Genomic DNA, 25218 nt, shown 5'->3' with positions numbered 1-25218 from the left:
CGCCCGGCCCGCCGACACCGAAGCGCAGGAGCCTAGTGCGCGGACACGACGACGTGCCAGGCGTTTTCCGGCATGACGCGGCGACAGACGCCGCACCGCCGACCGGCCGCACAACGCGTGCCGATTGCCGGGAACGGAACGGTTGGTGCGAGAGTCTTCAACAGGGGGCGCAGAACGCGCACGAGGCGTACGGAAAACGTACGACGTGAAACAGGAGTCCGAGCAACACATGAGCGACGATCCGAAGCCGCAGAAGCCGACCGAGGGCTGGGCGGCCCCCGCAGAGCCCGAGGCGGCAGAGCCCGGACCGCCGACGGAAGGGAAGAAGCCCAAGCGGCCCAAGCGCACCGGCTGGCGCCGGCTGCTGCCCACCTGGCGGATGGTGCTCGGCGCCTTCGTCATCTGCACGATGGTCCTGGCCGCCCTGTTCTTCCTCGGCTACTCCATGGTGAAGATCCCGCCCGCCAACGCCCTCGCCACCAAGCAGAGCAACGTCTACCTCTACGCGGACGGCACCGAGATCGCCCGCGACGGCGAGGTCAACCGCGAGAACGTCACCCTCGCGCAGATCTCCAAGCCGGCCCAGCACGCCATACTGGCCGCCGAGGACCGCGACTTCTACACCGAGTCCGCCGTCGACCCCAAGGCGATGCTGCGCGCCGGCTTGAACACCGCGCTCGGCAAGGGCAAGCAGTCCGGCTCCACCATCACCCAGCAGTACGTGAAGAACTACTACCTCGCCCAGGAACAGACCGTCACCCGCAAGGTGAAGGAGTTCTTCATCGCCATCAAGCTGGACCGCGAGACCTCCAAGGACGAGATCCTCGAGGGCTACCTCAACACCAGCTTCTTCGGCCGCAACGCCTACGGCATCCAGGCCGCCGCCCAGGCCTACTACGGCATCGACGCCTCCGAGCTCACCGCCGGCCAGGGCGCCTACCTCGCCGCGCTGGTCAACGCGCCCAGCCAGTACGACGTGACCGCCCACCCCGAGAACCAGAAGGCCGCCGAGTCCCGCTGGAACTACGTCCTCGACGGCATGGTCGACAAGGGCTGGCTCCCCCCGTCCGAGCGCACCGGCATGAAGTTCCCCGGGCCCAGGGAGACCTCCGGCGCCGACACCGGCATGTCCGGGCAGCGCGGCTACCTCGTGCGCGCCATCAAGGACGAGCTGATCCGCGGCGGCATCGTCGACGAGAAGTCCCTCGACACCGGCGGCTACCGCATCACCACCACCCTGCAGAAGAAGAAGCAGGACGCCCTGGTCGACGCCGTCAACGACCAGCTGATGTCCAAGCTGGACAAGAACAAGCGCAAGGTCGACGGCTACGTCCGCGCCGGCGGCGCCTCCGTCGACCCGAAGACCGGCAAAGTCGTCGCCATGTACGGCGGCATCGACTACGTCAAGCAGTACACCAACAACGCCACCCGCCGGGACTTCCAGGTCGGCTCCACCTTCAAACCGTTCGTGTTCACCTCGGCCGTCGAGAACGACTCCTCCACCCAGGACGGCCGGCGCATCAACCCGAACACGATCTACGACGGCAGCAACAAGCGCCCCGTCCAAGGCTGGAGCGGCGGCGCATACAGCCCCGAGAACGAGGACGACGGCGACTACGGCGACATCACCGTGCGCGAGGCCACCGACAAGTCCGTCAACTCTGTGTACGCGCAGATGGCCGTGGACGTCGGCCCCGCCAAGGTCAAGCGGACCGCCCTCGACCTGGGCCTGCCCGCCGACACCCCCGAACTCCATCCGTACCCGTCGGTCGCGCTGGGCGTCGCCACCGCCAGCGTCCTGGACATGGCGGAGGCCTACGCGACGCTCGCCAACCACGGCAAGCACGGCCCGTACACGATGATCGAGAAGGTGCAGAGGGGCGGCACCGATGTCGACGTGCCGAAGCGCAAGACCAGCCAGGCCGTCTCCCGCGAGGCCGCCGACACCACCACCTCCGTCCTGCGCAGCGTCGTCGAGAACGGCACCGCCACCAAGGCCCTCAAGGCGGACCGCCCCGCCGCCGGCAAGACCGGCACCGCCGAGGAGGACACCGCCGCCTGGTTCGCCGGCTACACCCCCGACCTCGCCACGGTCGTCTCCGTGATGGGCCAGGACCCGGTCACCGCCGCCCACAAGTCGCTCTACGGCGTGATGGGCCTGGACCGCATCAACGGCGGCGGCGCGCCCACGCAGATCTGGGCGCAGTACACCAAGGAGGCCCTCAAGGGCACCCCCGTCCGGGACTTCGACCTCGAGGTCGAGGAGGGCTCCCTGGAGTCGGTCGCCCCGCCGGCCCAGCCCTCGCAGAGCCAGCCCTCGCAGAACGAGCAGAACGACCCCGCCACGAACCGGCCCAGCGACAGCACCCCCAGCACCGACGGCGGCACCACCACCAGCGGCGGCCCGACGACCGGCGGCGGGGCGAGCCAGGGCACGGCGACCGGTGGCACCGCCACCAGCGGCGCGACCAGCGACGGCGCCACCGGGAACACCTCTGACGGCGGGGCTACCGGCGACACCTCCGACGGCGGCGCGACCGGGGAGACGACCGCCGACGGCGGCACGGCCACGGACGGCGGCGCCGCCACCGCCGGCGGCGGCACACCGGGAGGCACCGGCCCCTAGGGGCCTGAGGTCCCGTGGCCTGAGGTCTAGGGGCCCGAGGTCGCCTTGAGCCCCACCACGGCGACCAGCAGCAGACACACGAAGAAGATCCGGGCGGCGGTCGCCGGCTCACCCAGCACCACCATGCCGAGCACCGCCGCGCCGGCCGCCCCGATCCCCACCCACACGCCGTAGGCGGTGCCGATGGGCAGCGAGCGGGTGGCGTACGACAGCAACAGCATGCTGGCGACGATGCCGGCGCCGGTGAACAGGCTGGGGACGAGACGGGTGAAGCCGTCGGTGTACTTCATGCCGACCGACCAGGCGACCTCGAGCAGACCGGCGAGAACGAGCAGGACCCACGCCACGGTGAGCACCTCCGGGACACTGACGTAGACGGAGAACGGGGTGCGTCGTCTTTGCCTGCGTCATCCCGGTACGGCGCGTCTCGTCGGGCGTCGCCCACGCTAGCAAACATGCGGGAGGGGGCCGGTGACCGAGGTCACCGGCCCCCTCCGGTCCGTCAGTTCCGTCTCAGAGGTACAGGCCCGTCGAGTCCTCCGAGCCCTCGAAGCGGTCCGCGGCCACCGCGTGCAGGTCGCGCTCACGCATCAGCGAGTACGCGATGCCCCGCACCTCCACCTCGGCCCGGTCCTCCGGGTCGAACAGGACCCGGTCGCCCGGCTCCACCGTGCGTACGTTCTGACCCACCGCGACGACCTCGGCCCACGCCAGCCGACGGCCCACCGCCGCCGTCGCCGGGATCAGGATCCCGCCGCCGGACCGGCGCTCGCCCTCGCCGGCTTCCTGCCGGACGAGGACACGGTCGTGCAGCATCCGGATGGGAAGCTTGTCGTGCTGGGTGCTGTGCTCGCTTCTGTTACCGCTCACGCCTTCGAACCTACCTGCCTCGGCCGGACGGGGACGCCCTCGGGTCAGCCCTTGCGACGCCGGGTGCTCAGGGCCAGCAGCCCCACCACGCCGACCACGACCAGGGCGAGGGGCACGACCCGCTCCAGCCGCGGGGCGCCCTCCTCGTCCACCAACTGCGCCCGCACATCGCTCACAGCCCGGTTGACCTGCACATAGGCCCTTCCGAGCGTGTGGTCGACGTTGGCGACGACCCTGGCCTTGGCGTCCCCGACGATCGTCTTGGGGTGCACCCGCACCCCGATCTCGTCGAGTGTCTCGGCCAGCGTTTCACGGCGGCGCCTGATGTCCGCCTCGATCTGCGCCGGGGTTCTGGTGTCCGACGTGTCCGCCACGGTGGGGCCTCCGAAGTGAGCCGACGTTCGTACGTGTCCTGGACAGTCTGTCAGCTCCGTCCACGGCCGCACGGTCAGGACCCCCGGTTACGCTGGTCCGATGAGCGAGCGACTCCAGCCCGGGGACGTGGCCCCCGCCTTCACCCTCCCCGACGCCGACGGCAACGAGGTGTCCCTGTCGGACCACAAGGGCCGCAAGGTCATCGTCTACTTCTACCCGGCCGCGCTGACGCCCGGCTGCACCAAGCAGGCCTGCGACTTCACCGACAACCTCGACGTGCTGGCCGGCGCGGGGTACGACGTCATCGGCGTCTCCCCGGACAGCCCCGAGAAGCTGGGCAAGTTCCGCGACAAGGAATCCCTCCGGGTCACCCTGCTGGCCGACCCCGAGAAGAAGGTCCTCGACGCGTACGGCGCCTACGGCGAGAAGAAGAACTACGGCAAGACGTACCTGGGCGTCATCCGCTCCACCATCGTGGTGGACGAGGAGGGCAAGGTGGAACGCGCCCTGTACAACGTCCGCGCCACGGGCCACGTCGCCAAGATCATCAAGGACCTCGGCATCTGATCCCCCACCCACGGCCCGCCCCGGCACCCCCGGCGCGGGCCCCACCCCTCCCACGTGACCGTCCGACAATCGGTTCGTCACTCCGTACGAGACCACGAACAGGCGGCCGAGGACGGAGGGGACCATGGGGGTGCGGAACGCGTCGCAACGATCGGACGTGTACAGCCGGGAACGGCTGCGCCTGCATCGGGCTCTGACCGAGATCGGGGTGCCGTACGCGTGTGCGGAGTGCGGTAACACCGGAGAGTGGCGAGGACGCCCGATCACCTTGCCGATCGACCACGTCGACGGGAACCGGCGGGACAATCGCCCGGCGAACCTGCGCTATCTCTGCCCCAACTGCCACGCGGTGACGGACACGTGGTGCCGCCGCAAAACCGGTGCGCCCTCGCCGGACGGCACGACAGGCCCGTACACTGAGTGCCGCGGTCGAGCATGATGACCGTTTTTGAGCGGCCGTGATGGAATCTGGCAGTCATGCTGGTTTTAGGTACCAGTGGGTTCACACCCGTGTGGGTTCGAATCCCACCGGCCGCACCACAGAGGGGCCGCCCCACCAGGCGGCCCCTTCCTCGTATCCGCTCAGCCCAGCAGTTCCCGTACGGCAGGTACCAGGGCTCGGAAGGCCTTTCCTCGATGGCTGATGGCGTTCTTCTCGGCCGGGGACAGTTCCGCGCAGGTGCGGGTCTCGCCCTGGGGGACGAGGATCGGGTCGTAGCCGAAGCCGTTCGTGCCGGTGGGGGTATGGCGCAGGGTGCCCGTCAACCGGCCTTCCACCACTCGTTCCGTGCCGTCCGGCAGGGCCAGGGCCGCCGCGCAGGCGAAGTGGGCGCCGCGGTGTTCCTCGGCGATGTCGGAGAGCTGGGCCAGGAGGAGGTCCAGGTTGGCCGTGTCGTCGCCGTGGCGGCCGGACCAGCGGGCCGAGAAGATGCCGGGGGCGCCGCCCAGGACGTCGACGCAGAGGCCGGAGTCGTCGGCGACGGCGGGCAGGCCGGTGGCGCGGGCGAGGGCGTGGGCCTTGAGGAGGGCGTTCTCGGCGAAGGTGACGCCGGTCTCCTTGACGTCGGGGACGTCGGGGTAGGCCTCCGCGCCGACGAGGTCGTGGGGCAGTCCTGCGTCGGCGAGGATCGACCTGAGTTCGGTGATCTTTCCGGCGTTGCGGGTGGCGAGGATCAGGCGGGTCATGGCCCCCAGTATCGCGGGGGCCGCCGCCCGGCGTACGCGGCGGTGACCGGCCCGGCCTACGCGACGGTGACCGGCCCGGCCGCTGCAAGGACCTCTAAGGCGTGCAGACCTTCGTCAGCTCGCCCGCCGCGTCGGTGACGGGGCTGAGGTCGGGGGTCGCGTCGCCGTTCTTGACGGCGGTGCGGACGTTGCGGACGGCGGTGGTCAGGTCGTCCACCGCCTTGTCGACGTCGGCGTCGTCGGTGGTGTCGCCGATCTTGGTGAGATTCTTGTCGATGGAGTCGAGGGACTCCTCGAGCCGGGTGGGGTCGTCGGAGGCGTTCTGCACGGCCTGCTGGAGTTCGGTGACGCTGTCGGCGATGGCGTCGGCGGTCTGGACGCAGTCCAGCGCCTTGTTGACGGCGTCGCAGCCGGTGGTGAGCGCGGCCGTGAGCCCGAAGGCCGCCACGGCGGCGGCGGTTGCGGCGATACGGCGACGGCGGCGTCGTCTCTCGGCCATGGTGTTGGTCCTCCCCTTGCACAGCCCCGAGGGCCCCCGTGCGCTGACTGGCCGGGCGTGCGGCGTCGAGCCGTGCGCCCTTACCCCTAGACGCGAGCGGGGGCGGCCTGGTTGCCCGCCCCCGGCCGCCCGTCCCGGCCGCCCGTCCCGGCCTGTCCTTCCCGGTGCGCCCCCGTGCCGGCCGGCCCTACCGTTCGAGGACGGCGTCGAGTGCGGTGCGCTGGAGGACGGCGAGTTCCTTGCAGCCCGAAACGGCGAGGTCGAGAAGGGAGTTGAGCTCGTCGCGGGCGAACGGCTCGGCTTCGGCGGTGCCCTGGACCTCGACGAAGCGGCCGTCGCCGGTGCAGACGACGTTCATGTCGGTCTCGGCGCGGACGTCCTCCTCGTAGCAGAGGTCGAGGAGGGGGATCTGGCCGACGATGCCGACGGAGACGGCGGAGACGGTGCCGGTGAGGGGCCGGCGGCCGGCCTTGATGAGCTTCTTGCCCTGGGCCCAGGTGATGGCGTCGGCGAGGGCGACGTACGCGCCGGTGATGGCGGCGGTGCGGGTGCCGCCGTCGGCCTGGAGGACGTCGCAGTCGAGGACGATGGTGTTCTCGCCGAGTGCCTTGTAGTCGATGACGGCGCGCAGGGAGCGGCCGATGAGGCGGCTGATCTCGTGGGTGCGGCCGCCGATCTTGCCGCGGACGGATTCGCGGTCGCCGCGGGTGTTGGTGGCGCGGGGCAGCATGGAGTATTCGGCGGTGACCCAGCCTTCGCCGCTTCCCTTGCGCCAGCGGGGGACGCCTTCGGTGACGGAGGCGGTGCAGAAGACCTTGGTGTCGCCGAAGGAGACGAGGACGGAGCCCTCGGCATGCTTGCTCCAGCCGCGTTCGATGGTGACCGGGCGGAGCTGATCGGGCGTGCGGCCGTCGATTCGAGACATGGCGTCGAGCCTAGCGGGAGGAAGGGAACGCGGCGGGCCCCTCCCCGTGGATGGGAGGGGCCCGTCAGCGGTGGACGGCGGGGTTCACATCATGTCTTCGATCTCGGTCGCGATCGGGTCGGCGTCGGTGCCGATGACGACCTGGATGGCGGTGCCCATCTTCACGACGCCGTGGGCGCCGGCGGCCTTGAGGGCGGCGTCGTCGACCAGAGAGGGGTCGGAGACCTCGGTGCGCAGGCGCGTGATGCAGCCTTCGATCTCCTCGATGTTGTCGATGCCGCCGAGCCCGGCGACGATCTTCTCAGCCTTGCTGGCCATGTTCGGTCTCCCTGAATTCCCTGGTGTGCGAACCGGTTTGTCGCAGTAACCCACAGTTGGCCCAACTTCGCGAGCGATCGCGTCGTGGATGCCGAAGGATGGCGGCACAGTGACGTAATCGTCGGTAGTTGGTCTACACCACCTGACAGGCGGTCGCCAAACCATGAGTGCCGAGAGTGCCGGCAGGGCCGCGCCGGGACAGGTGAGCCCTGCGCGCGCCCGCTGGAACAGCGCGTTCCAGGGGCTGCAGAAGATGGGCCGCAGCCTTCAGCTGCCCATCGCGGTGCTGCCGGCCGCCGGCATCCTCAACCGGCTGGGGCAGCCGGACGTGTTCGGGGACGAGGGGCTGGGGTGGACGAACGTCTCCAAGGTGATGGTGGGTGCGGGCGGGGCGCTGCTGGACGGGCAGTTGGGGCTGCCGCTGCTGTTCTGCGTGGGTGTGGCGATCGGGATGGCGAGGAAGGCCGACGGTTCGACGGCGCTCGCGGCGGTGGTGGGTTTCCTCGTCTACTACAACGTGCTGCGGCAGTTCCCGGCGGACTGTCCCGGGGGTTCGAAGGCGGTGCCGGGGATCGGCTGCCAGGCGACGCTCGACGGGACGGTGACGGCGTTCACCTATCAGAACCCGGGGGTGTTCGGCGGCATCGTGATGGGTCTGACGGCCGCGTACTTCTGGCAGCGGTTCCATCGGACGCGGCTGGTGGACTGGCTGGGTTTCTTCAACGGGCGGCGGCTGGTGCCGATCATCATGGCGTTCGTGGCGATCGTGTTCGCGGCGCTGTGTCTGTGGGTGTGGCCGCCGATCGGCAGCGGGCTGGAGAGTTTCAGCGACTGGCTGGACGGTCTGGACGCATGGGGCGCGGGCATCTTCGGTGTGGCGAACCGGGCACTGCTGGTGATCGGGTTGCACCAGTTCCTGAACGTGCCCATCTGGTTCCAGTTCGGCAGTTACACCAAGCCGGACGGGACGGTGGTGCACGGTGACATCAACATGTTCCTGGCGGGGGATCCGGGCGCGGGTCAGTTCACCTCGGGGTTCTTCCCGATCATGATGTTCGCGCTGCCGGCGGCGGCTCTGGCGATCACGCACACCGCGCGCCCTGAGCGGCGCAAGGAGGTCGGCGGGCTGATGCTGTCGGTGGCGCTGACGTCGTTCGTCACGGGGATCACGGAGCCGATCGAGTACTCGTTCCTGTTCGTGGCGCCGCTGCTGTACGCGCTGCACGCGGTGCTGACGGGTGTGTCGATGGCGGTGACCTGGGGGCTGGGGGTGCACGACGGGTTCAGTTTCTCGGCGGGTCTCATCGACTACGTCATCAACTGGAACCTGGCGACGAAGCCGTGGGCGATCATCCCGATCGGTCTGTGCTTCGCGGCCGTGTACTACGTCGTCTTCCGCTTCGCGATCACGAGGTTCGACCTGAAGACTCCGGGGCGTGAGGCGGAGGAGGAGCGGGAGGACACCACGAAGGCCTGACGCGGCGCCTGCGCGGGCCCCTGGACCGTCGGTCCGGGGGCCTTTTCGCGTGCCTGACGGGGAGGGTCGGGGCGGGTGCCGGGCGTAGCGCTTCTGTGATGGTTCCGGCGGTTCCTTATCTCGCCTTCATCGTGCTACAACAGGTCTACACCACCCAGTGGTTTAGACCAGAGACGCTGCCGTCCCTTCCCCCCCTTTTCCCCGGACGGCGCCTTGCCCTCCCGGCCTGCGTCCGGGGGTCTCAGGAGGAGAATGTGACCACGGCCAGCGCCGCTCCCGCGGCTGACAAGAACAAGGGCGCCGGTGTGATGGCCGTGCTCCAGCGCATCGGGCGCAGCCTCATGCTGCCGGTGGCCGTGCTTCCCGCCGCCGCCCTCCTGGTGCGCCTGGGCAACGACGACATGCTCGGGCGTTCGTCGTTCCCCACCTTCCTCACGAAGATCGCGGGGTTCATGGCGGCAGGCGGCAACGCGATCCTCGACAACATGGCGCTGCTGTTCGCCGTGGGCATCGCGATCGGCTTCGCCAAGAAGTCGGACGGCTCCACGGCGCTCGCCGCGGTCGTCGGCTATCTGGTCTTCAAGAACGTGCTCGCCACGTTCACCGACAAGAACCTGCCGAAGGTGGCGAAGGCCGTCGACGGCAAGGTCGTCATGGTGGACGCGCCGGTCGACGCGAAGGTGCTCGGCGGTGTGGTGATGGGCCTCGTGGTCGCGCTGCTGTACCAGCGGTTCTACCGCACGAAGCTGCCGGACTGGGCGGGCTTCTTCGGCGGCCGTCGGCTGGTGCCGATCCTGTCGGCGTTCGCGGGCCTGGTCATCGGCATCGTCTTCGGCTACATATGGCCCGTGCTGGGCACCGGTCTGCACAACTTCGGTGAGTGGCTGGTCGGTTCGGGCGCCGTGGGCGCCGGCGTCTTCGGTGTCGCCAACCGTGCGCTGATCCCGATCGGTATGCACCACCTGCTGAACTCGTTCCCGTGGTTCCAGGCGGGCGAGTACGAGGGCAAGAGCGGTGACATCGGGCGGTTCCTGGCCGGCGACCCGACGGCGGGCCAGTTCATGACGGGCTTCTTCCCGATCATGATGTTCGGTCTCCCGGCGGCCTGCCTCGCCATCTGGCACTGCGCGCGTCCGGAGCGCCGCAAGGTGGTCGGCGGCATGATGTTCTCGATCGCGCTGACGTCGTTCGTCACGGGTGTGACCGAGCCGATCGAGTTCACGTTCATGTTCATCGCGCCCGTCCTGTACGCCATCCACGCGGTGCTCACCGGTGTGTCGCTCGCGCTGACCTGGGCGCTGGGCATGAAGGACGGCTTCGGTTTCTCGGCCGGCGCGGTGGACTTCTTCCTGAACCTGGGCATCGCGACGAACCCGTGGGGTCTGATGTTGGTGGGCCTGTGCTTCGGCGCGGTCTACTACGCGGTCTTCCGCTTCGCGATCGTCAAGTTCAACCTGCCCACTCCGGGCCGCGAGTCCGACGAGGAACTGGCGGAGATCCAGAAGGCGGAAGCCAAGTAGGAGGCCTTCCGGCACCGGCCCGGCCCGCGCGCCCGTCCCGCAGGACGGACCTCGCGCGGGCCGGGCCTTCGTCAGACCTCGTACGACACCCTGGGCACGGCCAGTTCCACCGGGCCGGTGAAGGTCTCGCGGGCGTCGGCGAGGTTGACCTCGGGGTCGGTCCACGGGGGGATGTGGGTGAGGACCAGGCGGCGGGCGCCCGCCCGGGTCGCCGTCTCTCCCGCCTCGCGGCCGTTGAGGTGCAGGTCCGGGATGCTTTCCTTGCCGTGCGTGAAGGCGGCCTCGCAGAGGAACAGGTCGGCGTCGCGGGCCAGTTCGTCCAGGGCCGGGCTGACTCCCGTGTCGCCGGAGTAGGTCAGCGCCTTGCCGCCGTGTTCGATGCGGATGCCGTAGGCCTCCACCGGGTGGGCCACGCGTTCGGTGTGCACCGTGAAGGGGCCGATGTCGAAGGTGGACGGCTTGACCGTGTGGAAGTCGAACACCTCGCTCATGGAGGACGCGGAGGGGGTGTCGGCGTAGGCCGTGGTGAGGCGGTGCTCGGTGCCCTCCGGGCCGTAGACGGGGAGGGGGTCGCAGCGTCCGCCGTCGTGGCGGTAGTAGCGCGCCACGAAGTACGCGCACATGTCGATGCAGTGGTCGGCGTGCAGATGGCTCAGGAAGATCGCGTCGAGGTCGTAGAGACCGCAGTGGCGCTGCAGCTCGCCCAGGGCGCCGTTGCCCATGTCGAGGAGCAGCCGGAAGCCGTCGGCCTCGACGAGGTAGCTCGAGCAGGCCGATTCCGCGGACGGGAACGACCCTGAGCAGCCGACGACGGTGAGCTTCATAAAGCAGAAACCTCCGCTGGCGGGGATCCGGGGATACGGGGACGGAAAGGGGCGTGACGGGGTGGCGACAGGGGTTGTGCGGTCCGTCGAGCGTAAGGCGCGAAACCCTCGGTCGCTCCTCCGCCAGGGACCGTTGTGGGGGAACTCACCTGTGCTGTCACCGGTATGGCTGGACGCCGGGCGCGTGAGGCGCGCGGGAAGGGAATCTTGCGCTATGAGCGTTCCGTCGGGGCGCGTGGTCCGGTGGCGTGCGCCCCGGTAACGTTCGTGTGCATGGACACGTCCTGGTGGCTGGCGCTCGCGGCGGTGGTACTGCTGGCGCTCGTCGCCACGCTCGTCGACGGCTGGGGGCGCGGGCGGCGGCCCGCGGGGCGGCGGACCCGGCCGCCGGGGCGGCCGGAGCGGGGGCGTGGCACGGCGGGGCGGCCGCAGCCGGCGGAGATCTGGTGGGCGAACGTGCCCTTCGAGGACGGGCCGGGCGCGAAGGACCGGCCGTGTCTGGTGCTGGTGGTGCGCGGGAACCGGGTGACCGTGGCGAAGATCACCAGCAAGTACCGCGACGAGCGGCCCGGAGTGATCCCGCTGCCGCCGGGCGCGGTGGGGGACGCCCAGGGCCGGCCGAGCTACCTGGAGACGGGCGAGCTGCGTCAGGTCCGGTTGTCGGACTTCAGGCGACGCGTCGGCGTCGTGGACCCGGCCCTGTGGGACCAGGTCCGTCATCTGACGCGGTAGGGCCTGTCCGGCGGATCCTGCCGCAGACGCGGGGCGCTCACGGGCACCGACAAGCCACCGTCGCTGTTGTCCTGCGACCGGATCCGCCGGACAGGCCCTTGGCAGACACATCGCCTCGTATCCGCATCGTGTGGCTCACGCCCAGAGTTGGCCCTGGAGCGTCTCGATGGCTTCTTCCGTCGTCGCGGCGGTGTAGACGCCGGTGGAGAGGTACTTCCAGCCGCCGTCGGCCACCACGAACACGATGTCCGCGCTCTCGCCGGCCTTGAGCGCCTTCTTGCCGACGCCGATCGCGGCGTGCAGCGCGGCGCCGGTGGAGACGCCGGCGAAGATGCCTTCCTGCTGGAGGAGTTCGCGGGTGCGGGTGACGGCGTCGGCGGAGCCGACGGAGAACCGGGTGGTCAGGACGGAGGCGTCGTACAGCTCGGGCACGAAGCCCTCGTCGAGGTTGCGCAGGCCGTAGACCAGGTCGTCGTAGCGCGGCTCGGCGGCGACGATCCGGACGTCGGGCTTGTGTTCGCGCAGGTAGCGGCCGACGCCCATGAGCGTCCCCGTGGTGCCGAGGCCTGCGACGAAGTGGGTGACGGAGGGGAGGTCGGCGAGGATCTCCGGGCCGGTGGTGGCGTAGTGGGCGCCCGCGTTGTCGGGGTTGCCGTACTGGTAGAGCATCACCCAGTCGGGGTGCTCGGCGGAGAGCTCCTTGGCGACGCGTACGGCGGTGTTGGAGCCGCCCGCGGCCGGGGAGGAGATGATCTCGGCGCCCCACATGGCGAGCAGGTCGCGGCGCTCCTGCGAGGTGTTCTCGGGCATCACGCAGACGATGCGGTAGCCCTTGAGCTTGGCCGCCATGGCGAGGGAGATGCCGGTGTTGCCGCTGGTCGGCTCCAGGATGGTGCAGCCGGGGGTGAGGCGGCCGTCCTTCTCCGCCTGCTCGATCATGTACAGGGCGGGGCGGTCCTTGACGGAGCCGGTGGGGTTTCTGTCCTCCAGCTTCGCCCAGATGCGGACGTCGGCGGACGGCGACAGCCGCGGCAGGCGCACCAGAGGGGTGTTGCCCACCGCGGCCAGCGGGGAGTCGTAACGCATGCCCGTCAGGCCATGCCGCCGGCCACGGCCGGCAGGATCGTCACGGTGTCGCCGTCGGCGAGCTTGGTGTTGATGCCGTCGACGAAACGGACGTCCTCGTCGTTGAGGTACACGTTGACGAAGCGGCGCAGCTGGCCGTCGTCCACGATGCGGGCCCGGATGCCCGAGTGCCGGCTCTCGAGGTCGGTGAACAGGTCGGCGAGGGTGTCACCGCTGCCCTCCACCGCCTTCTGACCGTCGGTGTACTGGCGGAGGATGGTGGGGATGCGGACCTCGATGGCCATGATGCGGCTCCTGTCGGAAGTGGTCGGGGCGGTGGGCGCACGGCAGCGCGGGGTACGGGCAGGGTGATGCGTCGCGCCGCGGGCTCACGGGCCGTACGGCGGCAGGGCGTGCGTCAACAGATGGCGCTGGCGAGCCTGCACAGGTCGACGTGCAGCCGCGCCACGAGCAGCGCTCCGGGCGTCCTGTCGCTCACGTCGTTCACAACCATGGGCTCATCGTATCGATTCCCGGCCCGCCCCCCGGAAGGTGATCCCACATCGTGGACCGAATCGGGTCGTTGGGTGAGACCGCCGCCGCCTTTCGGCCGGTGGGCGGGGCGGCGCCGGTCAGTACGCCTCGACGACCCGGACCTCTTCCTCGGTCACCTGGCCCTCGACGATGCGGAAGGAGCGGAACTGGAACTCGCCGGCGCCGTCGGTGTCGGCGGTGGAGACGAGGACGTAGTGGGCGCCGGGTTCGCCCGCGTAGGAGATGTCGGTGCGGGAGGGGTAGGCCTCGGTCGCGGTGTGGGAGTGGTAGACGATCACCGGCTCCTCGTCGCGGTCGTCCATCTCGCGGTAGAGCTTGAGCAGGTCCCCCGAGTCGAACTCGTAGAACGTGGGCGACATGGCCGCGTTGAGCATCGGGATGAACCGCTCGGGGCGGTCGGATCCGGCCGGTCCGGCGACGATGCCGCACGCCTCGTCGGGGTGGTCCTTGCGCGCGTGCGCGACGATCTTGTCGACGAGTTCCTGGGTGAGGGTCAGCATGTTCGCCAGGATAGACAAAGGGGCCTCCCCGTACCGAGGTGCGGTACGAGGAGGCCCACATTGCGGACGACCTTCGGGGGTCCGGAGGGAGCGCCACGAGTGTTCCCTGCGGCCGGACGTCCTCCGTGGTGACCGGACGGCGGTCAGACGGTGGTCAGCCGACCTTCTCCGGCTCCGGGGCGCGGTCGGCGATCTGCGGGTTGCGCGACTTCAGCACGGCCCAGCCGATGCCGAGGGCGACGGCCCAGCCGGCCATGACGTAGAGGCAGATGCGGGAGTCGGCGTCGTAGGCGATCAGGCCGGTGACGAAGAGGAGGAAGGCGATGGCGACGTAGGAGCACTTCGCGCCGCCCGGCGCCGGAAAGGCCGAGGCGGGCAGGCGGCCCGCGTCGACGGCGCGGCGGTACAGGACGTGGCTGACGAGGATCATCAGCCAGGTCCAGATGCCGGCGGCGGTGGCGACGGAGGTGACGTAGCCGAAGGCCTTCTCCGGGACGACGTAGTTCAGGACCACGCCGATGCCCATGAAGAGGACCGAGACGGTGATGCCGAAGGCCGGGGTCTTCGTCGAGGACAGCTTCTTGAAGGCTCCCGGGGCCTCGCCGCTCTCGGCCAGGTTCCGCAGCATGCGGCCGGTGGAGTACATGCCCGAGTTGCAGGAGGACAGGGCGGCGGTGAGCACGACGAAGTTGACGATGCCGGCGCCGGCCGGGATGCCGATCTTGGCGAAGGCGGCGACGAACGGGCTGACGCCCTCGGCGAACTCGGTCCACTTCACCACGCACAGGATGACGGTGAGCGCGCCGACGTAGAACAGCGCGATACGCCACGGCAGGGTGTTGATCGCCTTGGGGAGGGTCTTCTCCGGGTCCTCCGACTCGCCGGCGGTGACGCCGACCAGCTCGACCGCGAGGTAGGCGAACATGACGCCCTGCAGGGTCATCAGGGACGAGCCGATGCCCTTGGGGAAGAAGCCGTCGAAGGCCCACAGGTTGGAGACGGCGGCGGTGTCGCCGGCCTGGCTGAAGCCGAAGGTCAGAACGCCGAGGCCGATGACGATCATGCCGATGAGGGCGGTGACCTTGACCATCGAGAACCAGAACTCCAGCTCACCGAAGAGCTTGACGGAGATCAGGTTGACCCCGAAGAGGACCACCAGGAAGACCAGGGCGGTCACCCACTGGGGGATCTGCGGGAACCAGTAGTTGACGTAGATGGCGGCCGCCGTGAGCTCGGCCATGCCGGTGACGACCCACATCAGCCAGTACGTCCAGCCGGTGAAGTAGCCGAAGAACGGGCCGAGGAACTCACGCGAGTACTCGGCGAAGGAACCCGAGACGGGGCGATAGAGAAGGAGCTCGCCCAGCGCCCGCATGATGAAGAAGATGATCACGCCGGCGAGGGCGTACATGAGGATGAGGCTCGGGCCCGCCTTGGCGATGTTCGCCCCGGCTCCCAGGAACAGGCCGACGCCGATGGCACCGCCGATGGCGATCATCTGGACCTGGCGGCTGCCGAGGCCGCGCTCGTACCCCTCTTCGGCCCCCTGCGGGGCCTTGTCCGTGCCGACCTGTGCGGAGGTCATGTGTGGTGCGCCTTTCTCCATGCCGACCCGGGCCTCTCGTCGGCCTCGGATCGGGTTTCGATCCCCCCGGATTGATGGAGTCTGGGCGGGGCCCGAAGGCCTGCCCATGCCTGGCCGGCGATCAACCGGCTCGGTGGCGCACCCGGCGGAACATGAAGGTGGTGTTCGCCGGGCGGTCGTGAAGATTTATCACGGCCGCAACACTGATCGCCCGAGGCGGCTGTGGCGCATCACACAAGAAGAAGCGACCAAACAGGGCACAAAAGGGACACATTCGACCGCGCCGGTAACGTGATCGTTATCCGGATTTGAGCGTCCGCTGAGCGAACACGAAATCGTCACATGGGTGGCGGAACCGCCACATGGTCAGGGCATGAGCGTGGAGACGAGGGTCTCCTGGAGCCCGCCCAGCCACAGATACGCCATCACCATCGGCTTACGGGGATCGTCGTCCGGCAGCCGGTACAGCAGATCGGTGTCGTCCTCGTCGTCGATGTCCAGCCGGGAGCCGATGGCGAGGCGCAGGTCGTTGAGCGCGCCGAGCCACTGCCGGGACATGTCGGGGGACAGCTGGAGCACCGCACCGCCCTCGCTCCCGGCCGCCAGGTCGTCCAGCGAGCGCACCACCGCGAGGGCGTTCTCCCGCTTGCCGGCCCGCAGGTCGTTCTCGGTGTAGCGGCGGAACTCCGAGGAGTGTGCCCGCTGCTCCTCCGCCTCGCGCGGCCCCGGGGTCGCCTCGGGGTCGGTGTAGGCGTCGGGGAAGAGCCGCCTGAGCACCGGGTCGGCGGGGGGCTCGCTCGGCCCCTCGGCGAACAGCTCGGCGAGCGGGTCGTCCGGGGCGTCCTCCGCGGGGCCGGGGCCGATCAGCTCCAGGAGCTGCACGGCCAGCGACCGGATGATGGAGATCTCGACGTCGTCGAGGGCGACGGCCGCGCCGCCGCCGGGGAGCGGTTCGAAGTGTCCTGGCATCAGTGAGGTGACTACTTCCGGTCCTGCTGGAGGGTGGCCCACAGACCGTAGCCGTGCATCGCCTGCACGTCGCGTTCCATCTCCTCGCGAGTGCCGCTGGAGACGACCGCCCGGCCCTTGTGGTGGACGTCGAGCATGAGCTTGGTGGCCTTGTCCTTGGAGTAGCCGAAGTACGTCTGGAAGACGTACGTCACGTAGCTCATCAGGTTGACCGGGTCGTTGTGGACGATCGTGACCCAGGGGACGTCCGGCTCGGGGACGGCGAAGACCTCCTCCGCCGACTCGGTGCGTTCGATCTCTACGGGCGCGGGTGACGTCACAGGGCCCATGCTGCCACGCCCCACCGAAATCGTCACACCGACGAAAAGGGGGTACGATGCGCTTCATGAACACAGCGGACCTTGGGCTGCCGGTGGATGTTCCCTCGACGGCGCTCTTCACGGACCAGTACGAGTTGACGATGCTGCAGGCCGCGCTGAAGGCGGGCACCGCCGGGCGGCGCAGCGTGTTCGAGGTCTTCACCCGGCGACTGCCGGAGGGGCGGCGCTACGGCGTGGTCGCCGGCACCGGGCGGGTCCTGGACGCCGTGGAGAACTTCCGTTTCGATCCCGGCGTCCTCGGCTTCCTGCGCCAGCGGGGAATCGTCGACGAGGCGACCCTGGAATGGCTCGGCTCGTACCGCTTCTCGGGTGACGTGTGGGGCTACCCCGAGGGCGAGGTGTACTTCCCGGGCTCGCCGATCCTGCGCGTCGAGGGCACCTTCGCCGAGTGCGTGCTGCTGGAGACCGTGATCCTCTCCATCCTCAACCACGACTCCGCGATCGCGGCCGCCGCCTCCCGGATGGCCTCGGCCGCCGGGGACCGCCCGCTGATCGAGATGGGCGCCCGCCGCACCCACGAGCTGGCCGCCGTCGCCGCCTCCCGCGCCGCCTACGTCGGCGGCTTCGCCACCACCTCCGACCTCGCCGCCGGCTTCCGCTACGGCATCCCCACCGTGGGCACCAGCGCCCACGCCTTCACCCTGCTGCACGACACCGAGCGCGACGCCTTCCGGGCCCAGGTGGACACCCTGGGCCCGGGCACCACACTCCTGGTGGACACCTACGACGTCACCGAGGCCGTCCGCACCGCGGTGGAGGTCGCCGGGCCCGAGCTGGGCGCGGTGCGCATCGACTCCGGCGACCTGCTGCTCGTCGCGCACCGGGTGCGCCAGCAGCTGGACGAGCTGGGCGCCACCCACACCAAGATCGTCGTGACCTCCGACCTCGACGAGTACGCCATCGCCTCGCTGGCGGCGGCCCCCGTGGACGCGTACGGCGTCGGCACCCAGCTGGTGACCGGGTCCGGGCACCCCACGGCCTCGATGGTCTACAAGCTGGTCGCCCGCGCGGAGTCCGACGACCCCGGGGCGCCGCTGGTGGCGGTGGCGAAGAAGTCCACCGGCGGCAAGACCTCGGTCGGCGGCCGCAAGTGGGCCGCGCGGCGCGTGGACGCGCACGGGGTGGCGGAGGCGGAGGTCGTCGGCACCGGCGCCGTGCCCCCGGAGCTGGCCGACCGGCAGCTGCTGGTGGAGCTGATCAAGGGCGGCGAGGTCGTCGGCCGCGAGCCGCTGGACGCCGTCCGCGACCGCCACGCGGCCGCCCGCTCCCGGCTCCCGCTGTCCGCGTCCCAGCTCTCGCGCGGGGAACCCGTCCTCGCGACGGAGTACGTCCAAGGGCCCTCGGGTAGCTAAACCGCGGGGCGGCCCGTGCGGGCCGGCCCGCCGGCTCCCGCACCGGGGCGTCCACGCCCCCTCCCCTACCGCCACCGAAGTCTCTAGGCTCATGACTTCACCGACAGTCGAAGGACACCCATCATGCGCCGCGCCTTGATCGTCGTCGACGTGCAGAACGACTTCTGCGAAGGGGGCAGCCTCGCGGTGGCCGGGGGCGCCGACGTGGCCGCCGCGATCACCGAGCTGATCGGGCAGGCCCCCGCCGGGTACCGGCACGTCGTGGCCACCCGGGACCACCACATCGCGCCCGGCGGCCACTTCGCCGACAACCCCGACTACGTCGAATCCTGGCCGGCGCACTGCGTCGCCGGCACCGAGGGCGTGGGCTTCCACCCGAACTTCGCGCCGGCGGTCGCCTCGGGCTCCATCGACGCCGTGTTCGACAAGGGCGCCTACTCGGCCGCGTACAGCGGCTTCGAGGGGACCGACGAGAACGGCGTGACGCTGGGCGACTGGCTGCGGGCGCGGGAGATCGACGAGGTGGACGTCGTCGGGATCGCCGCCGACCACTGTGTGAGGGCCACCGCGCTGGACGCGGCGCGCGAGGGTTTCCGCACCCAGGTGCTGCTGGACCTGACCGCCGGGGTGGCCCAGGAGACCACCGAGCGGGCGATCGAGGAGCTGCGGGCGGCGGGCGTGGAGCTGACCGGCAAGCCGGTGGTCCAGTAGCCCGCCGGGCTCACGGCTGCGCCGCCGGCCGCCTCAGCAGGGACCTGATCGGACGCCACGGCTCGGGGACCCCGGCCATCGCGTGGACGGTGTGGTCGGGGGCCGTGCGCCACACGAGGCCGTCGGGGTGGTGCAGCACGGCGGTGATCTCGTCCGGGGTCGGCGGGGCCGCGTTGCCCCGCAGGTAGACGGCGCGCAGGCCCAGGTTGCGCAGCCTGGTCAGGGCGCGGGCGCGGTTCTGGGCGAGGACGAGGACGCGCACGGCGGCGGCGGCCTGGGCGGTGGGGCTGGGCAGGTTCAGCGCCACCACCACGCTGCCGTTCGGCAGCTTGCAGAACCCTCCTGCGGCCATGCGGTCACACCCCCGTACGGGTCGGCGTCGCCGGGACCGGCGCCGGGGCCGTCTCGGGGACCGTCAATAAGAGAAGCACAGGACGCACCTAAACACGATCGGCGGCGACCCGCCAGTGGGTCGCCGCCGATACGCTTCTGACCTGCTAAAATTCCGCTTACTTCGCGGACGGTCCGACGCGGACCGTGATCGTCTGGCCGTTCGCGGGCTCGCTGACGATCCGGATCGAGGTGTTGGTGTCAGTGATCTTGACGCCGGCCTGCGGGTTCGACGCGTCGTAGTAGCTCGACTTGCCGTCGTCGAAGACCGGGACGCCCGGGCGGGACGGGATCGTCGTGGCGACGTCGGCGTTGTGCAGCGTGATCGCGTCGGTCGGGAAGGTGCTGAAGGTGGCGTCGAAGGACTGGACGCGGTTGCGCATCAGCGTGCCGTCGGTCCACTTCAGCGGGGTCGGGTGGGAGTCGATCGGGAGGATCAGGCCCTGACCCGGGTGCTGGCTGGTGTTGTCGTCGGCCTGGGAGGTGTCCCACTTCCAGATCAGCAGACCGTTCTGGTACGCGTAGTGCTCGACCCACTCCGGACGGGTCTTGGAGAAGCCGTAGTTGTACGGGCCGACCTTGAGGGTCGTGTCGTACGAGACGTACTGGCGGTTCTCCGCGATGTAGTACTGGGCGTGGTCGTCCGTGATGGCCGAGCCGATGCGGCTGAAGCCGTTGGCGGTCCAGGCGGAGTCGGCTGCCTCGGCGTCGTCGGAGAACAGGGTCGCGCCGTCGGCGGTCACCGCGATCTGGTCGGCCGTGAAGCCCTTCTGGGCCACGCCGCCGTCGGTTGCGTAGCGGAAGCGCAGGCCGATCTTCTTACCGGCGTAGGCATCCAGCGGGAACGTCAGCTTCTGGTAGGCGTCGACCGTGCCGGTGAGGGCGGGCTTGCCGCTGCCGTCACGCGGGATGGCGGTGCCGTCGGCCAGCTTGCCGTCGACCGGCGTCCAGTTGGCGCCGTCGGTGGAGACCTCGACGTAGGCGAAGTCGTAGTCCTTCTCGGTGTCCCACCAGGCGTCCAGGGAGAGGGAGGCGGAGGACTTGCCGGTGAGGTCGACCGAGCGGGTCAGGGTGTTGCGCAGGTCGTTGCCGCTGCCGCTCCACCACTGGCGGGAGCCCTGGGCGGGCGCGACCACGGGGGTGGTGACCGTCTTGTCCGGCAGTTCGACGATCAGGGCCTGGGCGTTCTTGGTGTTGTACTCCGCGACGCCCAGCTTGTGGCGGGACTTGACGCCCGCCTTGGCGACCTCGTAGTCCAGCCAGCCGAGCTGGAGCTTGTCCCAGGCGTTCATGTCGCCGGGCAGGTCGCCGATGGAGTTCTTGCCGGTGCCGAGCCAGGAACCGGAGGACATCAGCGTCCAGAAACCGGTGGAGTTCTCACCGGAGCCGGAGGTGTCGTACTCGTCGGGCAGGCCGAGGTCGTGGCCGTACTCGTGGGCGAAGACGCCCAGTCCGCCGTTTTCCGGCTGGATGGTGTAGTCGCCGACCCAGACGCCGGTGTCACCGATCTCGGTGCCGCCGAGCTTGTTGGTGTCGGGGCCGCTGGAGCCGGCGCCGGTGCCGAAGGCATACCAGCGGTGGGCCCAGATGGCGTCCTCGCCCTGGGCGCCGCCGCCCGCGGACTCGTCCTCGCCGGCGTGCACGATCTGGAAGTGGTCGATGTAGCCGTCGGGCTCGTTGAAGTCGCCGTCGCCGTCGAAGTCGTAGCGGTCCCACTGGTCGTACTCGGCGAGCTCGGCCTTGATCTCGGCGGCGGTGTCGCCGGCGGCCTCACGCTGGGCGACCCAGGCGTTGACGCCGTCCTGCACCGCGTACCAGGCGCCGGTGGTGGCGGCGTTGGAGCCGTAACGGGCCTCGTTGTAGGGGACCTTGACCCAGTCGGTGACCTCGCCGTCGACCGAGTAGCGGCCCGAGGACTGCTTCTCGTAGTACTTCTTCAGCGACTCGGTGCCCGGGCCGGTGCCGAAGTACAGGTCCTGGAAGTGCTTGCGGTCGTAGTCCGCCTGCCAGGCCGTGCTGTTGTTCCTGGCCGGGTCCGGCTTCGCGATCTTGTTGTGCAGCGGACCGGGGGTGCCGCCGTAGCGACTGTCGACTTGGTCGCCGAACTCGACGAGGATGGTGAAGATCTTGTCGGTCTTCTCGCGGCCCAGCTCGACGTACTTGGGGTCGCCCTTGCGGCTCGCCAGCTGCACGACCTTCGAGCCGTCGCGGTCCTTGACCGCGGCCTCGCCGGATATGACCTGCTCCAGGGCCTCCTTGCGCTGGGCCTCCTGCCTCGCGCTCAGCGGCCCGTCGAAGTCGTGCTCGTGAGCCTTGGCCGGCTGCGGGTCCTTGCGGTCCGCCACCGGGGCCTTCGCCGGCGCGCCGTCGGCGGCCTGGGCCACGGCGAACGCCGAGAACGTCGCCGAGGCCGCCGCGAGGGCGACGACCGTGGCGGCCGTCCTGAACGTCCAGGATCTGCTAGTCACTTGATTCCTCCCACTCACGCGTCCAGCAGCGCGGAAGGGGGTTCCATGTCAAGGGAAGTCCGCGCGCGGTCATACGCGTGTAGTCAAGTGACGTCATTTGACTACTGGTTCACCAGAAAAGACAGACCTTGACTTGGACAGGTCAACTACATTATCAGGAGACGGGGTTCGCATTGCGGACACGTGGCTGTCACATGACGGGCGCGTAGGCCCGTCCACCGGCCGGACGTCATGACTCCGTGCGCCCCCCGTGCACCGGCACCGTGGGTCAGCTCACGCTTACCGCCCGTTCCGCTCGGGCATGCAGGCGAATAGAGTCGAGATCGCCCCCGCCTTCCGAGGACACGATTGCCATGCCTCGTCCGACTGTCGCACAGCTCACGTACGGTTCCTGCACCGTCGTCTTCTCGACGCTCGCCATGTTGCTGCTGTCGCAGACGAGTTCGGGCCCGGCCGTCGCGGTCATCGCCGTCGCCGCGGTCGCGCTCGGCGTGCTCGTCGCGATGACGGTACCGGCGCCCCGGCGCACCCCCGCGATCGTGGCACGCTCCGCCGCGGAGCAGCCGGCGGTCGCGTCGGTCGCCGCCGCGGCGCCGCACGAGGCCGTCCGGGAACCGTCGGCGCGTTGACCGTCACGTTCATGACGGCTCGTCACATGCCGTCGCGTCAGGTGAGGTTGACCACGACCGTCTTGGCGGCCTTGTCGTGCAGGCCCTGCTTGTACGGCTTGTCGAAGTAGCTCCAGCCACCGCAGATCGCCGTCCACAGACAGGCGCAGCAGAACGCGAACGGCAGCCACAGCACCAGCGCGCGGATCAGCGAGGTCTGCGTGGAGGGCGTGGAGCCGTTGTCGAGGTTGGCCACGCGCATCCCCAGCCACTTCTTGCCGAGGGTCTGCCCGGACCTGGCGATCATGAAGGTGTCGTAGGCGACGTAGAGGACGGCGGCCACCAGGGACTGCGCGAGCGACTTGCCGACCTCGACGCGCGAGCTGTCCACGTCGTACTCGTTGACGCCGAAGCCCCAGATCAGCAGCCAGACGACGATGGCCACGAGGATCATGTCGATGACCCGGGCGAGGGTGCGCTTGCCGCTTTCGGCGAGCGGGGGCATACCGGCGAGGGGGTCGGCGGGGTAGCCGCCGTAAGGGTCGCCCGGCCCTTCCCCGTAGGGGCCACCGCCGTGAGGACCGCCGCCGTAGGGACCACCGGGGCCTCCCCCGTACGGGCCGCCGCCATGGGGGCCTCCCCCGTAGGGGCCGCCGGGGCCGCCCTCGCCGTACGGCGGAGGCTGCCGGCCTCCGGGGGGCGGGGACTGGCCGCCCTGGCCGCCCTGTGCGTCCTGCCCGCCGCCCTGCCCCTGACCGTACGGGGGCTGCTGCGGGGGTTGCTTCCTGAACGGGTCGTCCTCCGGCGGCTCGCCGCCGGAACCGGGGGGCGGTTCGGTCGTCATGGCCCGAGTCGACCGCGAACCCCACCACTTCGCATCCGGCGAGCGGCCGTCCGGAGTATGGGACTCCCCGGGCGGCGTAGCGACCCTGAGGGGCCCTCAGGACCCCTCAGCCCGCCACGAAGGTGTGCGCCGCCTTGTCGTGCCAGCACTGCCGCCACGGGCGGTCGAACAGGCACCACAGGACGCCCAGGGCACCCACGGCGAGCAGACCGGGCACGCTGTAGACGAGCCAGCGGCGCAGGGCCGCCCCGAAGGACGGCGGCTCGCCGCCCTCGATGTCCCGCACTTCGAGGCCGAGCAGCTTCTTGCCCAGTGTGCGGCCCCACTTGGCGGTCGGCAGCGCCTCGTACAGGACGCCGAAGACCAGCAGCACGGCGAGGACGATGCCGAGGTACACCGACGTGGTGCCGTCCAGGAGCCAGACGGTGACCGTCTCCCCGGACTGCTTCGCCGCGTCGATCTTGTCGTTGACGTGCTCGACGGCCTTCGTGCCCAGCGGGACGGCGGCCGCGGCGGTGACACCGCCCACGACGAGCGTGTCGACGAACCGGGCGACCAGCCGCTTGCCGAGCCCGGCGGGGCGCGCGGACGCCTGGCGGCGGGCGGCCGCCTGGAACACGTCGTCGACCGGAGGCTTCCAGGGCGCGACGGGCTGGTCGTCCCCGCCGCCGGCCAGCTGGTGCACCTGCTGCGCCCAGGACTGCTGGCCACCGCCGGGACCGGCGCTGGCGGGAGCGGCGGGGGCCGCGGGGGCCGCGGCGGCGGGCTGGGGCTGGGGCGGCGGGCCGGGTTGGGCGGGGACGCCGGGGGCGGGGGCCGCCTGGGGGACGGGAGCGGGCGGGGTGGGGGCGGGCGCCGGGGGCTGAGACGTCTGGAGCGCCGCGGCGTGGGGCGCGGGGACGGCGGGAGTGGCGGGCGCGGCGGGCCCGGTCGGCTGGGCGGGTGCCGGCCGGCCGGAAATCTGGCCCTGGGCTGCGTGGGCCGCCGGGGCCGCGTCGTCGCCGGGCGTCCCGGCGGAGGCGGGCGTTGCCGCGGACGCGGGCGTTGCCGCGGAGGCCGGAGCGGGTGCCGCCGCCACGCCCCCGGCACCCGCGGGCCCACCGTTTCCGGCCGCGCCGACGGGGCCCTGGAGCCCGGGAACGGATGGTCCGGCCGCCCCGGGCGATGTCGTGCTCCCCGGCCGTGCGCCGGGTGCCCCGGACGCGTCGGACGTGCGCGGGGACGGCGCACGGAACGTCATGGTGCCGGGGTCGCCGCCGGTGCCGCCGGCGGCGGACGGGGCAGTCCCGGAAGGCGGCCCGGCAGCCGGACGGCGGAAGACGAACGTGCCGTCGGAGACGACGTCACCGGAACCGGAGTCGGGGCCGGGCGGGCCCACGGGCTCGGCCTCCCCCACCCTCGGGTCGGGACCCTGCGGGGAGCCCCACGACACCCTGCGGTCCTGGTCCCCGCCGAACCCCGACTGGTGGGAGCGGTCGGCGCCCCACGCGGACGAGGGCTCGCTCCGGCCGCCGTACTGCTGGTCCGCCGGCACCGGGTCCTCGTCGAAGAAGTGCGGCCCGGTCTCCTCGACCGAGGCGACCGATGGGGTGGGCGCAACGGACGGGCCGGAAGCCGGCGGGGAACCGGGCCCGGACCCCGACGGGGGCATGAGCGGTTCACCACCGGAGGGCGCCGGCCGGCTGGTGCCGGGCACCCAGGAGGAGCCGTTCCAGTACCGGACGTAGCCGGGGATGGACGGGTCCGGGTAGTACCCCTCGCGGGGCCTGTCGTCGCCGGGTGCCGGGGAGGGGGCGCTCATGTCCGTCGTCCGGTATCTGCTCGGGGGTGTGATGGGGGCCTCCACATCTATCAGACGAGCGCAAGCCCCACC

General features: G+C 70.6%; 28 protein-coding genes, 1 tRNA gene and 1 riboswitch. Of the genes, 10 read left to right on the top strand and 19 right to left on the bottom strand.

Features of this window, described 5'->3' with window-relative positions; all coding sequences use genetic code 11:
• Window positions 1-229 precede the first annotated feature (229 nt).
• On the top strand, window positions 230-2626 hold the full coding sequence (locus ACIOC0_RS34725) for a transglycosylase domain-containing protein (RefSeq protein WP_402159909.1): 2397 nt from the start codon (window positions 230-232) through the stop codon (window positions 2624-2626).
• A 26-nt stretch (window positions 2627-2652) separates the two neighbouring features.
• On the opposite strand, the gene sugE is transcribed toward ACIOC0_RS34725, so the two are convergent.
• The 3 genes from sugE to ACIOC0_RS34710 form a co-directional block, all read right to left on the bottom strand.
• Entirely contained in the window at window positions 2653-2973 is a 321-nt protein-coding gene (gene sugE, locus ACIOC0_RS34720; RefSeq protein ID WP_402159906.1) for a quaternary ammonium compound efflux SMR transporter SugE, read from the bottom strand.
• A 39-nt stretch (window positions 2974-3012) separates the two neighbouring features.
• A riboswitch (guanidine-III (ykkC-III) riboswitch) is annotated at window positions 3013-3084 on the bottom strand.
• A 55-nt stretch (window positions 3085-3139) separates the two neighbouring features.
• Complete coding sequence (locus tag ACIOC0_RS34715; protein WP_402160262.1) at window positions 3140-3442, bottom strand: GroES family chaperonin; 303 nt, start codon at window positions 3440-3442, stop codon at window positions 3140-3142.
• 98 nt (window positions 3443-3540) lie between these two features.
• On the bottom strand, window positions 3541-3870 hold the full coding sequence (locus ACIOC0_RS34710; protein ID WP_402159903.1) for a DUF3618 domain-containing protein: 330 nt from the start codon (window positions 3868-3870) through the stop codon (window positions 3541-3543).
• Between the two features lie 100 nt (window positions 3871-3970).
• Here ACIOC0_RS34710 and bcp point away from each other — a divergent pair, with 100 nt between their 5' ends.
• The 3 genes from bcp to ACIOC0_RS34695 all read left to right on the top strand — a co-directional run bounded on the left by bcp (window position 3971) and on the right by ACIOC0_RS34695 (window position 4978).
• The gene (gene bcp, locus ACIOC0_RS34705) at window positions 3971-4438 is read left to right on the top strand and encodes a thioredoxin-dependent thiol peroxidase (RefSeq protein ID WP_351098856.1); all 468 of its coding nucleotides are present in this window, start codon (window positions 3971-3973) and stop codon (window positions 4436-4438) included.
• 124 nt (window positions 4439-4562) lie between these two features.
• On the top strand, window positions 4563-4877 hold the full coding sequence (locus tag ACIOC0_RS34700) for an HNH endonuclease (protein WP_402159900.1): 315 nt from the start codon (window positions 4563-4565) through the stop codon (window positions 4875-4877).
• A 13-nt stretch (window positions 4878-4890) separates the two neighbouring features.
• Window positions 4891-4978, top strand: a tRNA-Leu gene (locus ACIOC0_RS34695).
• Between the two features lie 42 nt (window positions 4979-5020).
• Here ACIOC0_RS34695 and rdgB read toward each other — a convergent pair.
• From rdgB to ACIOC0_RS34675, 4 genes are all read right to left on the bottom strand, one after another.
• Complete coding sequence (gene rdgB, locus ACIOC0_RS34690) at window positions 5021-5623, bottom strand: RdgB/HAM1 family non-canonical purine NTP pyrophosphatase (protein ID WP_402159897.1); 603 nt, start codon at window positions 5621-5623, stop codon at window positions 5021-5023.
• Window positions 5624-5717: 94 nt separating this feature from the next.
• A complete protein-coding gene (locus tag ACIOC0_RS34685; RefSeq protein WP_402159895.1) occupies window positions 5718-6122 on the bottom strand; it encodes a hypothetical protein in 405 nt (134 codons plus the stop codon).
• Between the two features lie 187 nt (window positions 6123-6309).
• A complete protein-coding gene (gene rph / locus ACIOC0_RS34680; protein WP_402159892.1) occupies window positions 6310-7047 on the bottom strand; it encodes a ribonuclease PH in 738 nt (245 codons plus the stop codon).
• A gap of 84 nt (window positions 7048-7131) precedes the next feature.
• Window positions 7132-7365: a glucose PTS transporter subunit EIIB gene (locus tag ACIOC0_RS34675; protein ID WP_130436563.1), complete on the bottom strand. Its 234-nt coding sequence runs from the start codon at window positions 7363-7365 to the stop codon at window positions 7132-7134.
• 163 nt (window positions 7366-7528) lie between these two features.
• On the opposite strand from ACIOC0_RS34675, the gene ACIOC0_RS34670 reads away from it, so the two are divergent.
• Together ACIOC0_RS34670 and ACIOC0_RS34665 are read left to right on the top strand one after the other, a co-directional pair.
• Window positions 7529-8842, top strand: coding sequence for a PTS transporter subunit EIIC (locus tag ACIOC0_RS34670; RefSeq protein ID WP_402159889.1), 1314 nt, complete (start codon window positions 7529-7531; stop codon window positions 8840-8842).
• 254 nt (window positions 8843-9096) lie between these two features.
• Window positions 9097-10362 carry a PTS transporter subunit EIIC gene (locus ACIOC0_RS34665; protein ID WP_351098850.1) on the top strand — a complete coding sequence of 422 codons (1266 nt, stop codon included), beginning with the start codon at window positions 9097-9099 and terminating at the stop codon, window positions 10360-10362.
• A gap of 71 nt (window positions 10363-10433) precedes the next feature.
• Here ACIOC0_RS34665 and ACIOC0_RS34660 read toward each other — a convergent pair whose 3' ends face one another.
• On the bottom strand, window positions 10434-11186 hold the full coding sequence (locus tag ACIOC0_RS34660) for an MBL fold metallo-hydrolase (protein ID WP_402159886.1): 753 nt from the start codon (window positions 11184-11186) through the stop codon (window positions 10434-10436).
• 273 nt (window positions 11187-11459) lie between these two features.
• On the opposite strand from ACIOC0_RS34660, the gene ACIOC0_RS34655 reads away from it, so the two are divergent.
• Window positions 11460-11918 (top strand): type II toxin-antitoxin system PemK/MazF family toxin, encoded by a 459-nt coding sequence (locus tag ACIOC0_RS34655; RefSeq protein ID WP_351098848.1) that lies wholly within the window; start codon window positions 11460-11462, stop codon window positions 11916-11918.
• A 135-nt stretch (window positions 11919-12053) separates the two neighbouring features.
• On the opposite strand, the gene ACIOC0_RS34650 is transcribed toward ACIOC0_RS34655, so the two are convergent.
• The 7 genes from ACIOC0_RS34650 to clpS form a co-directional block, all read right to left on the bottom strand.
• Window positions 12054-13004 carry a PLP-dependent cysteine synthase family protein gene (locus tag ACIOC0_RS34650; protein ID WP_402159883.1) on the bottom strand — a complete coding sequence of 317 codons (951 nt, stop codon included), beginning with the start codon at window positions 13002-13004 and terminating at the stop codon, window positions 12054-12056.
• A gap of 5 nt (window positions 13005-13009) precedes the next feature.
• Window positions 13010-13288 carry a MoaD/ThiS family protein gene (locus ACIOC0_RS34645; protein ID WP_130436557.1) on the bottom strand — a complete coding sequence of 93 codons (279 nt, stop codon included), beginning with the start codon at window positions 13286-13288 and terminating at the stop codon, window positions 13010-13012.
• Window positions 13289-13401: 113 nt separating this feature from the next.
• The gene (locus ACIOC0_RS34640; protein WP_347400473.1) at window positions 13402-13497 is read right to left on the bottom strand and encodes a putative leader peptide; all 96 of its coding nucleotides are present in this window, start codon (window positions 13495-13497) and stop codon (window positions 13402-13404) included.
• A 118-nt stretch (window positions 13498-13615) separates the two neighbouring features.
• Window positions 13616-14038 carry a Mov34/MPN/PAD-1 family protein gene (locus tag ACIOC0_RS34635; protein ID WP_402159881.1) on the bottom strand — a complete coding sequence of 141 codons (423 nt, stop codon included), beginning with the start codon at window positions 14036-14038 and terminating at the stop codon, window positions 13616-13618.
• 154 nt (window positions 14039-14192) lie between these two features.
• Window positions 14193-15623: an amino acid permease gene (locus ACIOC0_RS34630; RefSeq protein WP_402159878.1), complete on the bottom strand. Its 1431-nt coding sequence runs from the start codon at window positions 15621-15623 to the stop codon at window positions 14193-14195.
• 366 nt (window positions 15624-15989) lie between these two features.
• Window positions 15990-16592: a DUF2017 domain-containing protein gene (locus tag ACIOC0_RS34625; protein WP_402159876.1), complete on the bottom strand. Its 603-nt coding sequence runs from the start codon at window positions 16590-16592 to the stop codon at window positions 15990-15992.
• An 11-nt stretch (window positions 16593-16603) separates the two neighbouring features.
• Window positions 16604-16921 (bottom strand): ATP-dependent Clp protease adapter ClpS, encoded by a 318-nt coding sequence (gene clpS, locus ACIOC0_RS34620; protein WP_058925046.1) that lies wholly within the window; start codon window positions 16919-16921, stop codon window positions 16604-16606.
• Window positions 16922-16977: 56 nt separating this feature from the next.
• Here clpS and ACIOC0_RS34615 point away from each other — a divergent pair, with 56 nt between their 5' ends.
• Together ACIOC0_RS34615 and ACIOC0_RS34610 are read left to right on the top strand one after the other, a co-directional pair.
• Window positions 16978-18324: a nicotinate phosphoribosyltransferase gene (locus ACIOC0_RS34615; RefSeq protein WP_402159873.1), complete on the top strand. Its 1347-nt coding sequence runs from the start codon at window positions 16978-16980 to the stop codon at window positions 18322-18324.
• A gap of 123 nt (window positions 18325-18447) precedes the next feature.
• Window positions 18448-19035, top strand: coding sequence for an isochorismatase family protein (locus ACIOC0_RS34610; protein ID WP_402159870.1), 588 nt, complete (start codon window positions 18448-18450; stop codon window positions 19033-19035).
• Between the two features lie 10 nt (window positions 19036-19045).
• On the opposite strand, the gene ACIOC0_RS34605 is transcribed toward ACIOC0_RS34610, so the two are convergent.
• A complete protein-coding gene (locus tag ACIOC0_RS34605; protein ID WP_402159868.1) occupies window positions 19046-19387 on the bottom strand; it encodes a hypothetical protein in 342 nt (113 codons plus the stop codon).
• Between the two features lie 157 nt (window positions 19388-19544).
• Window positions 19545-21893, bottom strand: coding sequence for an immune inhibitor A domain-containing protein (locus ACIOC0_RS34600; RefSeq protein WP_402159865.1), 2349 nt, complete (start codon window positions 21891-21893; stop codon window positions 19545-19547).
• A gap of 353 nt (window positions 21894-22246) precedes the next feature.
• Here ACIOC0_RS34600 and ACIOC0_RS34595 point away from each other — a divergent pair, with 353 nt between their 5' ends.
• Window positions 22247-22522 (top strand): hypothetical protein, encoded by a 276-nt coding sequence (locus ACIOC0_RS34595; RefSeq protein WP_402159863.1) that lies wholly within the window; start codon window positions 22247-22249, stop codon window positions 22520-22522.
• 37 nt (window positions 22523-22559) lie between these two features.
• On the opposite strand, the gene ACIOC0_RS34590 is transcribed toward ACIOC0_RS34595, so the two are convergent.
• Window positions 22560-23345: an RDD family protein gene (locus ACIOC0_RS34590; protein ID WP_402159860.1), complete on the bottom strand. Its 786-nt coding sequence runs from the start codon at window positions 23343-23345 to the stop codon at window positions 22560-22562.
• 106 nt (window positions 23346-23451) lie between these two features.
• Entirely contained in the window at window positions 23452-25146 is a 1695-nt protein-coding gene (locus ACIOC0_RS34585; protein WP_402159858.1) for an RDD family protein, read from the bottom strand.
• Window positions 25147-25218 lie beyond the last annotated feature (72 nt).

This window comes from Streptomyces sp. NPDC088254 (assembly GCF_044740925.1).
Taxonomy (GTDB): Bacteria; Actinomycetota; Actinomycetes; order Streptomycetales; family Streptomycetaceae; genus Streptomyces.
The sequence above is the reverse complement of the archived record's forward strand: the minus strand, read 5'-3'. Positions and strand labels throughout refer to the sequence as shown.

Coding starts and splice junctions, on each gene's coding strand:
- clpS (WP_058925046.1), bottom strand. CDS start 16,921: ATGGGCCCTGTGACGTCACCCGCGCCCGTAGAGATCGAACGCACCGAG.
- ACIOC0_RS34660 (WP_402159886.1), bottom strand. CDS start 11,186: ATGAAGCTCACCGTCGTCGGCTGCTCAGGGTCGTTCCCGTCCGCGGAA.
- ACIOC0_RS34640 (WP_347400473.1), bottom strand. CDS start 13,497: ATGGTTGTGAACGACGTGAGCGACAGGACGCCCGGAGCGCTGCTCGTG.
- ACIOC0_RS34670 (WP_402159889.1), top strand. CDS start 7,529: ATGAGTGCCGAGAGTGCCGGCAGGGCCGCGCCGGGACAGGTGAGCCCT.
- ACIOC0_RS34700 (WP_402159900.1), top strand. CDS start 4,563: ATGGGGGTGCGGAACGCGTCGCAACGATCGGACGTGTACAGCCGGGAA.
- ACIOC0_RS34685 (WP_402159895.1), bottom strand. CDS start 6,122: ATGGCCGAGAGACGACGCCGCCGTCGCCGTATCGCCGCAACCGCCGCC.
- ACIOC0_RS34615 (WP_402159873.1), top strand. CDS start 16,978: ATGAACACAGCGGACCTTGGGCTGCCGGTGGATGTTCCCTCGACGGCG.
- ACIOC0_RS34590 (WP_402159860.1), bottom strand. CDS start 23,345: ATGACGACCGAACCGCCCCCCGGTTCCGGCGGCGAGCCGCCGGAGGAC.
- ACIOC0_RS34585 (WP_402159858.1), bottom strand. CDS start 25,146: ATGAGCGCCCCCTCCCCGGCACCCGGCGACGACAGGCCCCGCGAGGGG.
- ACIOC0_RS34610 (WP_402159870.1), top strand. CDS start 18,448: ATGCGCCGCGCCTTGATCGTCGTCGACGTGCAGAACGACTTCTGCGAA.
- bcp (WP_351098856.1), top strand. CDS start 3,971: ATGAGCGAGCGACTCCAGCCCGGGGACGTGGCCCCCGCCTTCACCCTC.
- ACIOC0_RS34595 (WP_402159863.1), top strand. CDS start 22,247: ATGCCTCGTCCGACTGTCGCACAGCTCACGTACGGTTCCTGCACCGTC.
- rph (WP_402159892.1), bottom strand. CDS start 7,047: ATGTCTCGAATCGACGGCCGCACGCCCGATCAGCTCCGCCCGGTCACC.
- ACIOC0_RS34635 (WP_402159881.1), bottom strand. CDS start 14,038: ATGCTGACCCTCACCCAGGAACTCGTCGACAAGATCGTCGCGCACGCG.
- ACIOC0_RS34725 (WP_402159909.1), top strand. CDS start 230: ATGAGCGACGATCCGAAGCCGCAGAAGCCGACCGAGGGCTGGGCGGCC.
- ACIOC0_RS34605 (WP_402159868.1), bottom strand. CDS start 19,387: ATGGCCGCAGGAGGGTTCTGCAAGCTGCCGAACGGCAGCGTGGTGGTG.
- ACIOC0_RS34645 (WP_130436557.1), bottom strand. CDS start 13,288: ATGGCCATCGAGGTCCGCATCCCCACCATCCTCCGCCAGTACACCGAC.
- ACIOC0_RS34715 (WP_402160262.1), bottom strand. CDS start 3,442: ATGCTGCACGACCGTGTCCTCGTCCGGCAGGAAGCCGGCGAGGGCGAG.
- ACIOC0_RS34650 (WP_402159883.1), bottom strand. CDS start 13,004: ATGCGTTACGACTCCCCGCTGGCCGCGGTGGGCAACACCCCTCTGGTG.
- ACIOC0_RS34655 (WP_351098848.1), top strand. CDS start 11,460: ATGGACACGTCCTGGTGGCTGGCGCTCGCGGCGGTGGTACTGCTGGCG.
- ACIOC0_RS34625 (WP_402159876.1), bottom strand. CDS start 16,592: ATGCCAGGACACTTCGAACCGCTCCCCGGCGGCGGCGCGGCCGTCGCC.
- ACIOC0_RS34630 (WP_402159878.1), bottom strand. CDS start 15,623: ATGACCTCCGCACAGGTCGGCACGGACAAGGCCCCGCAGGGGGCCGAA.
- rdgB (WP_402159897.1), bottom strand. CDS start 5,623: ATGACCCGCCTGATCCTCGCCACCCGCAACGCCGGAAAGATCACCGAA.
- ACIOC0_RS34675 (WP_130436563.1), bottom strand. CDS start 7,365: ATGGCCAGCAAGGCTGAGAAGATCGTCGCCGGGCTCGGCGGCATCGAC.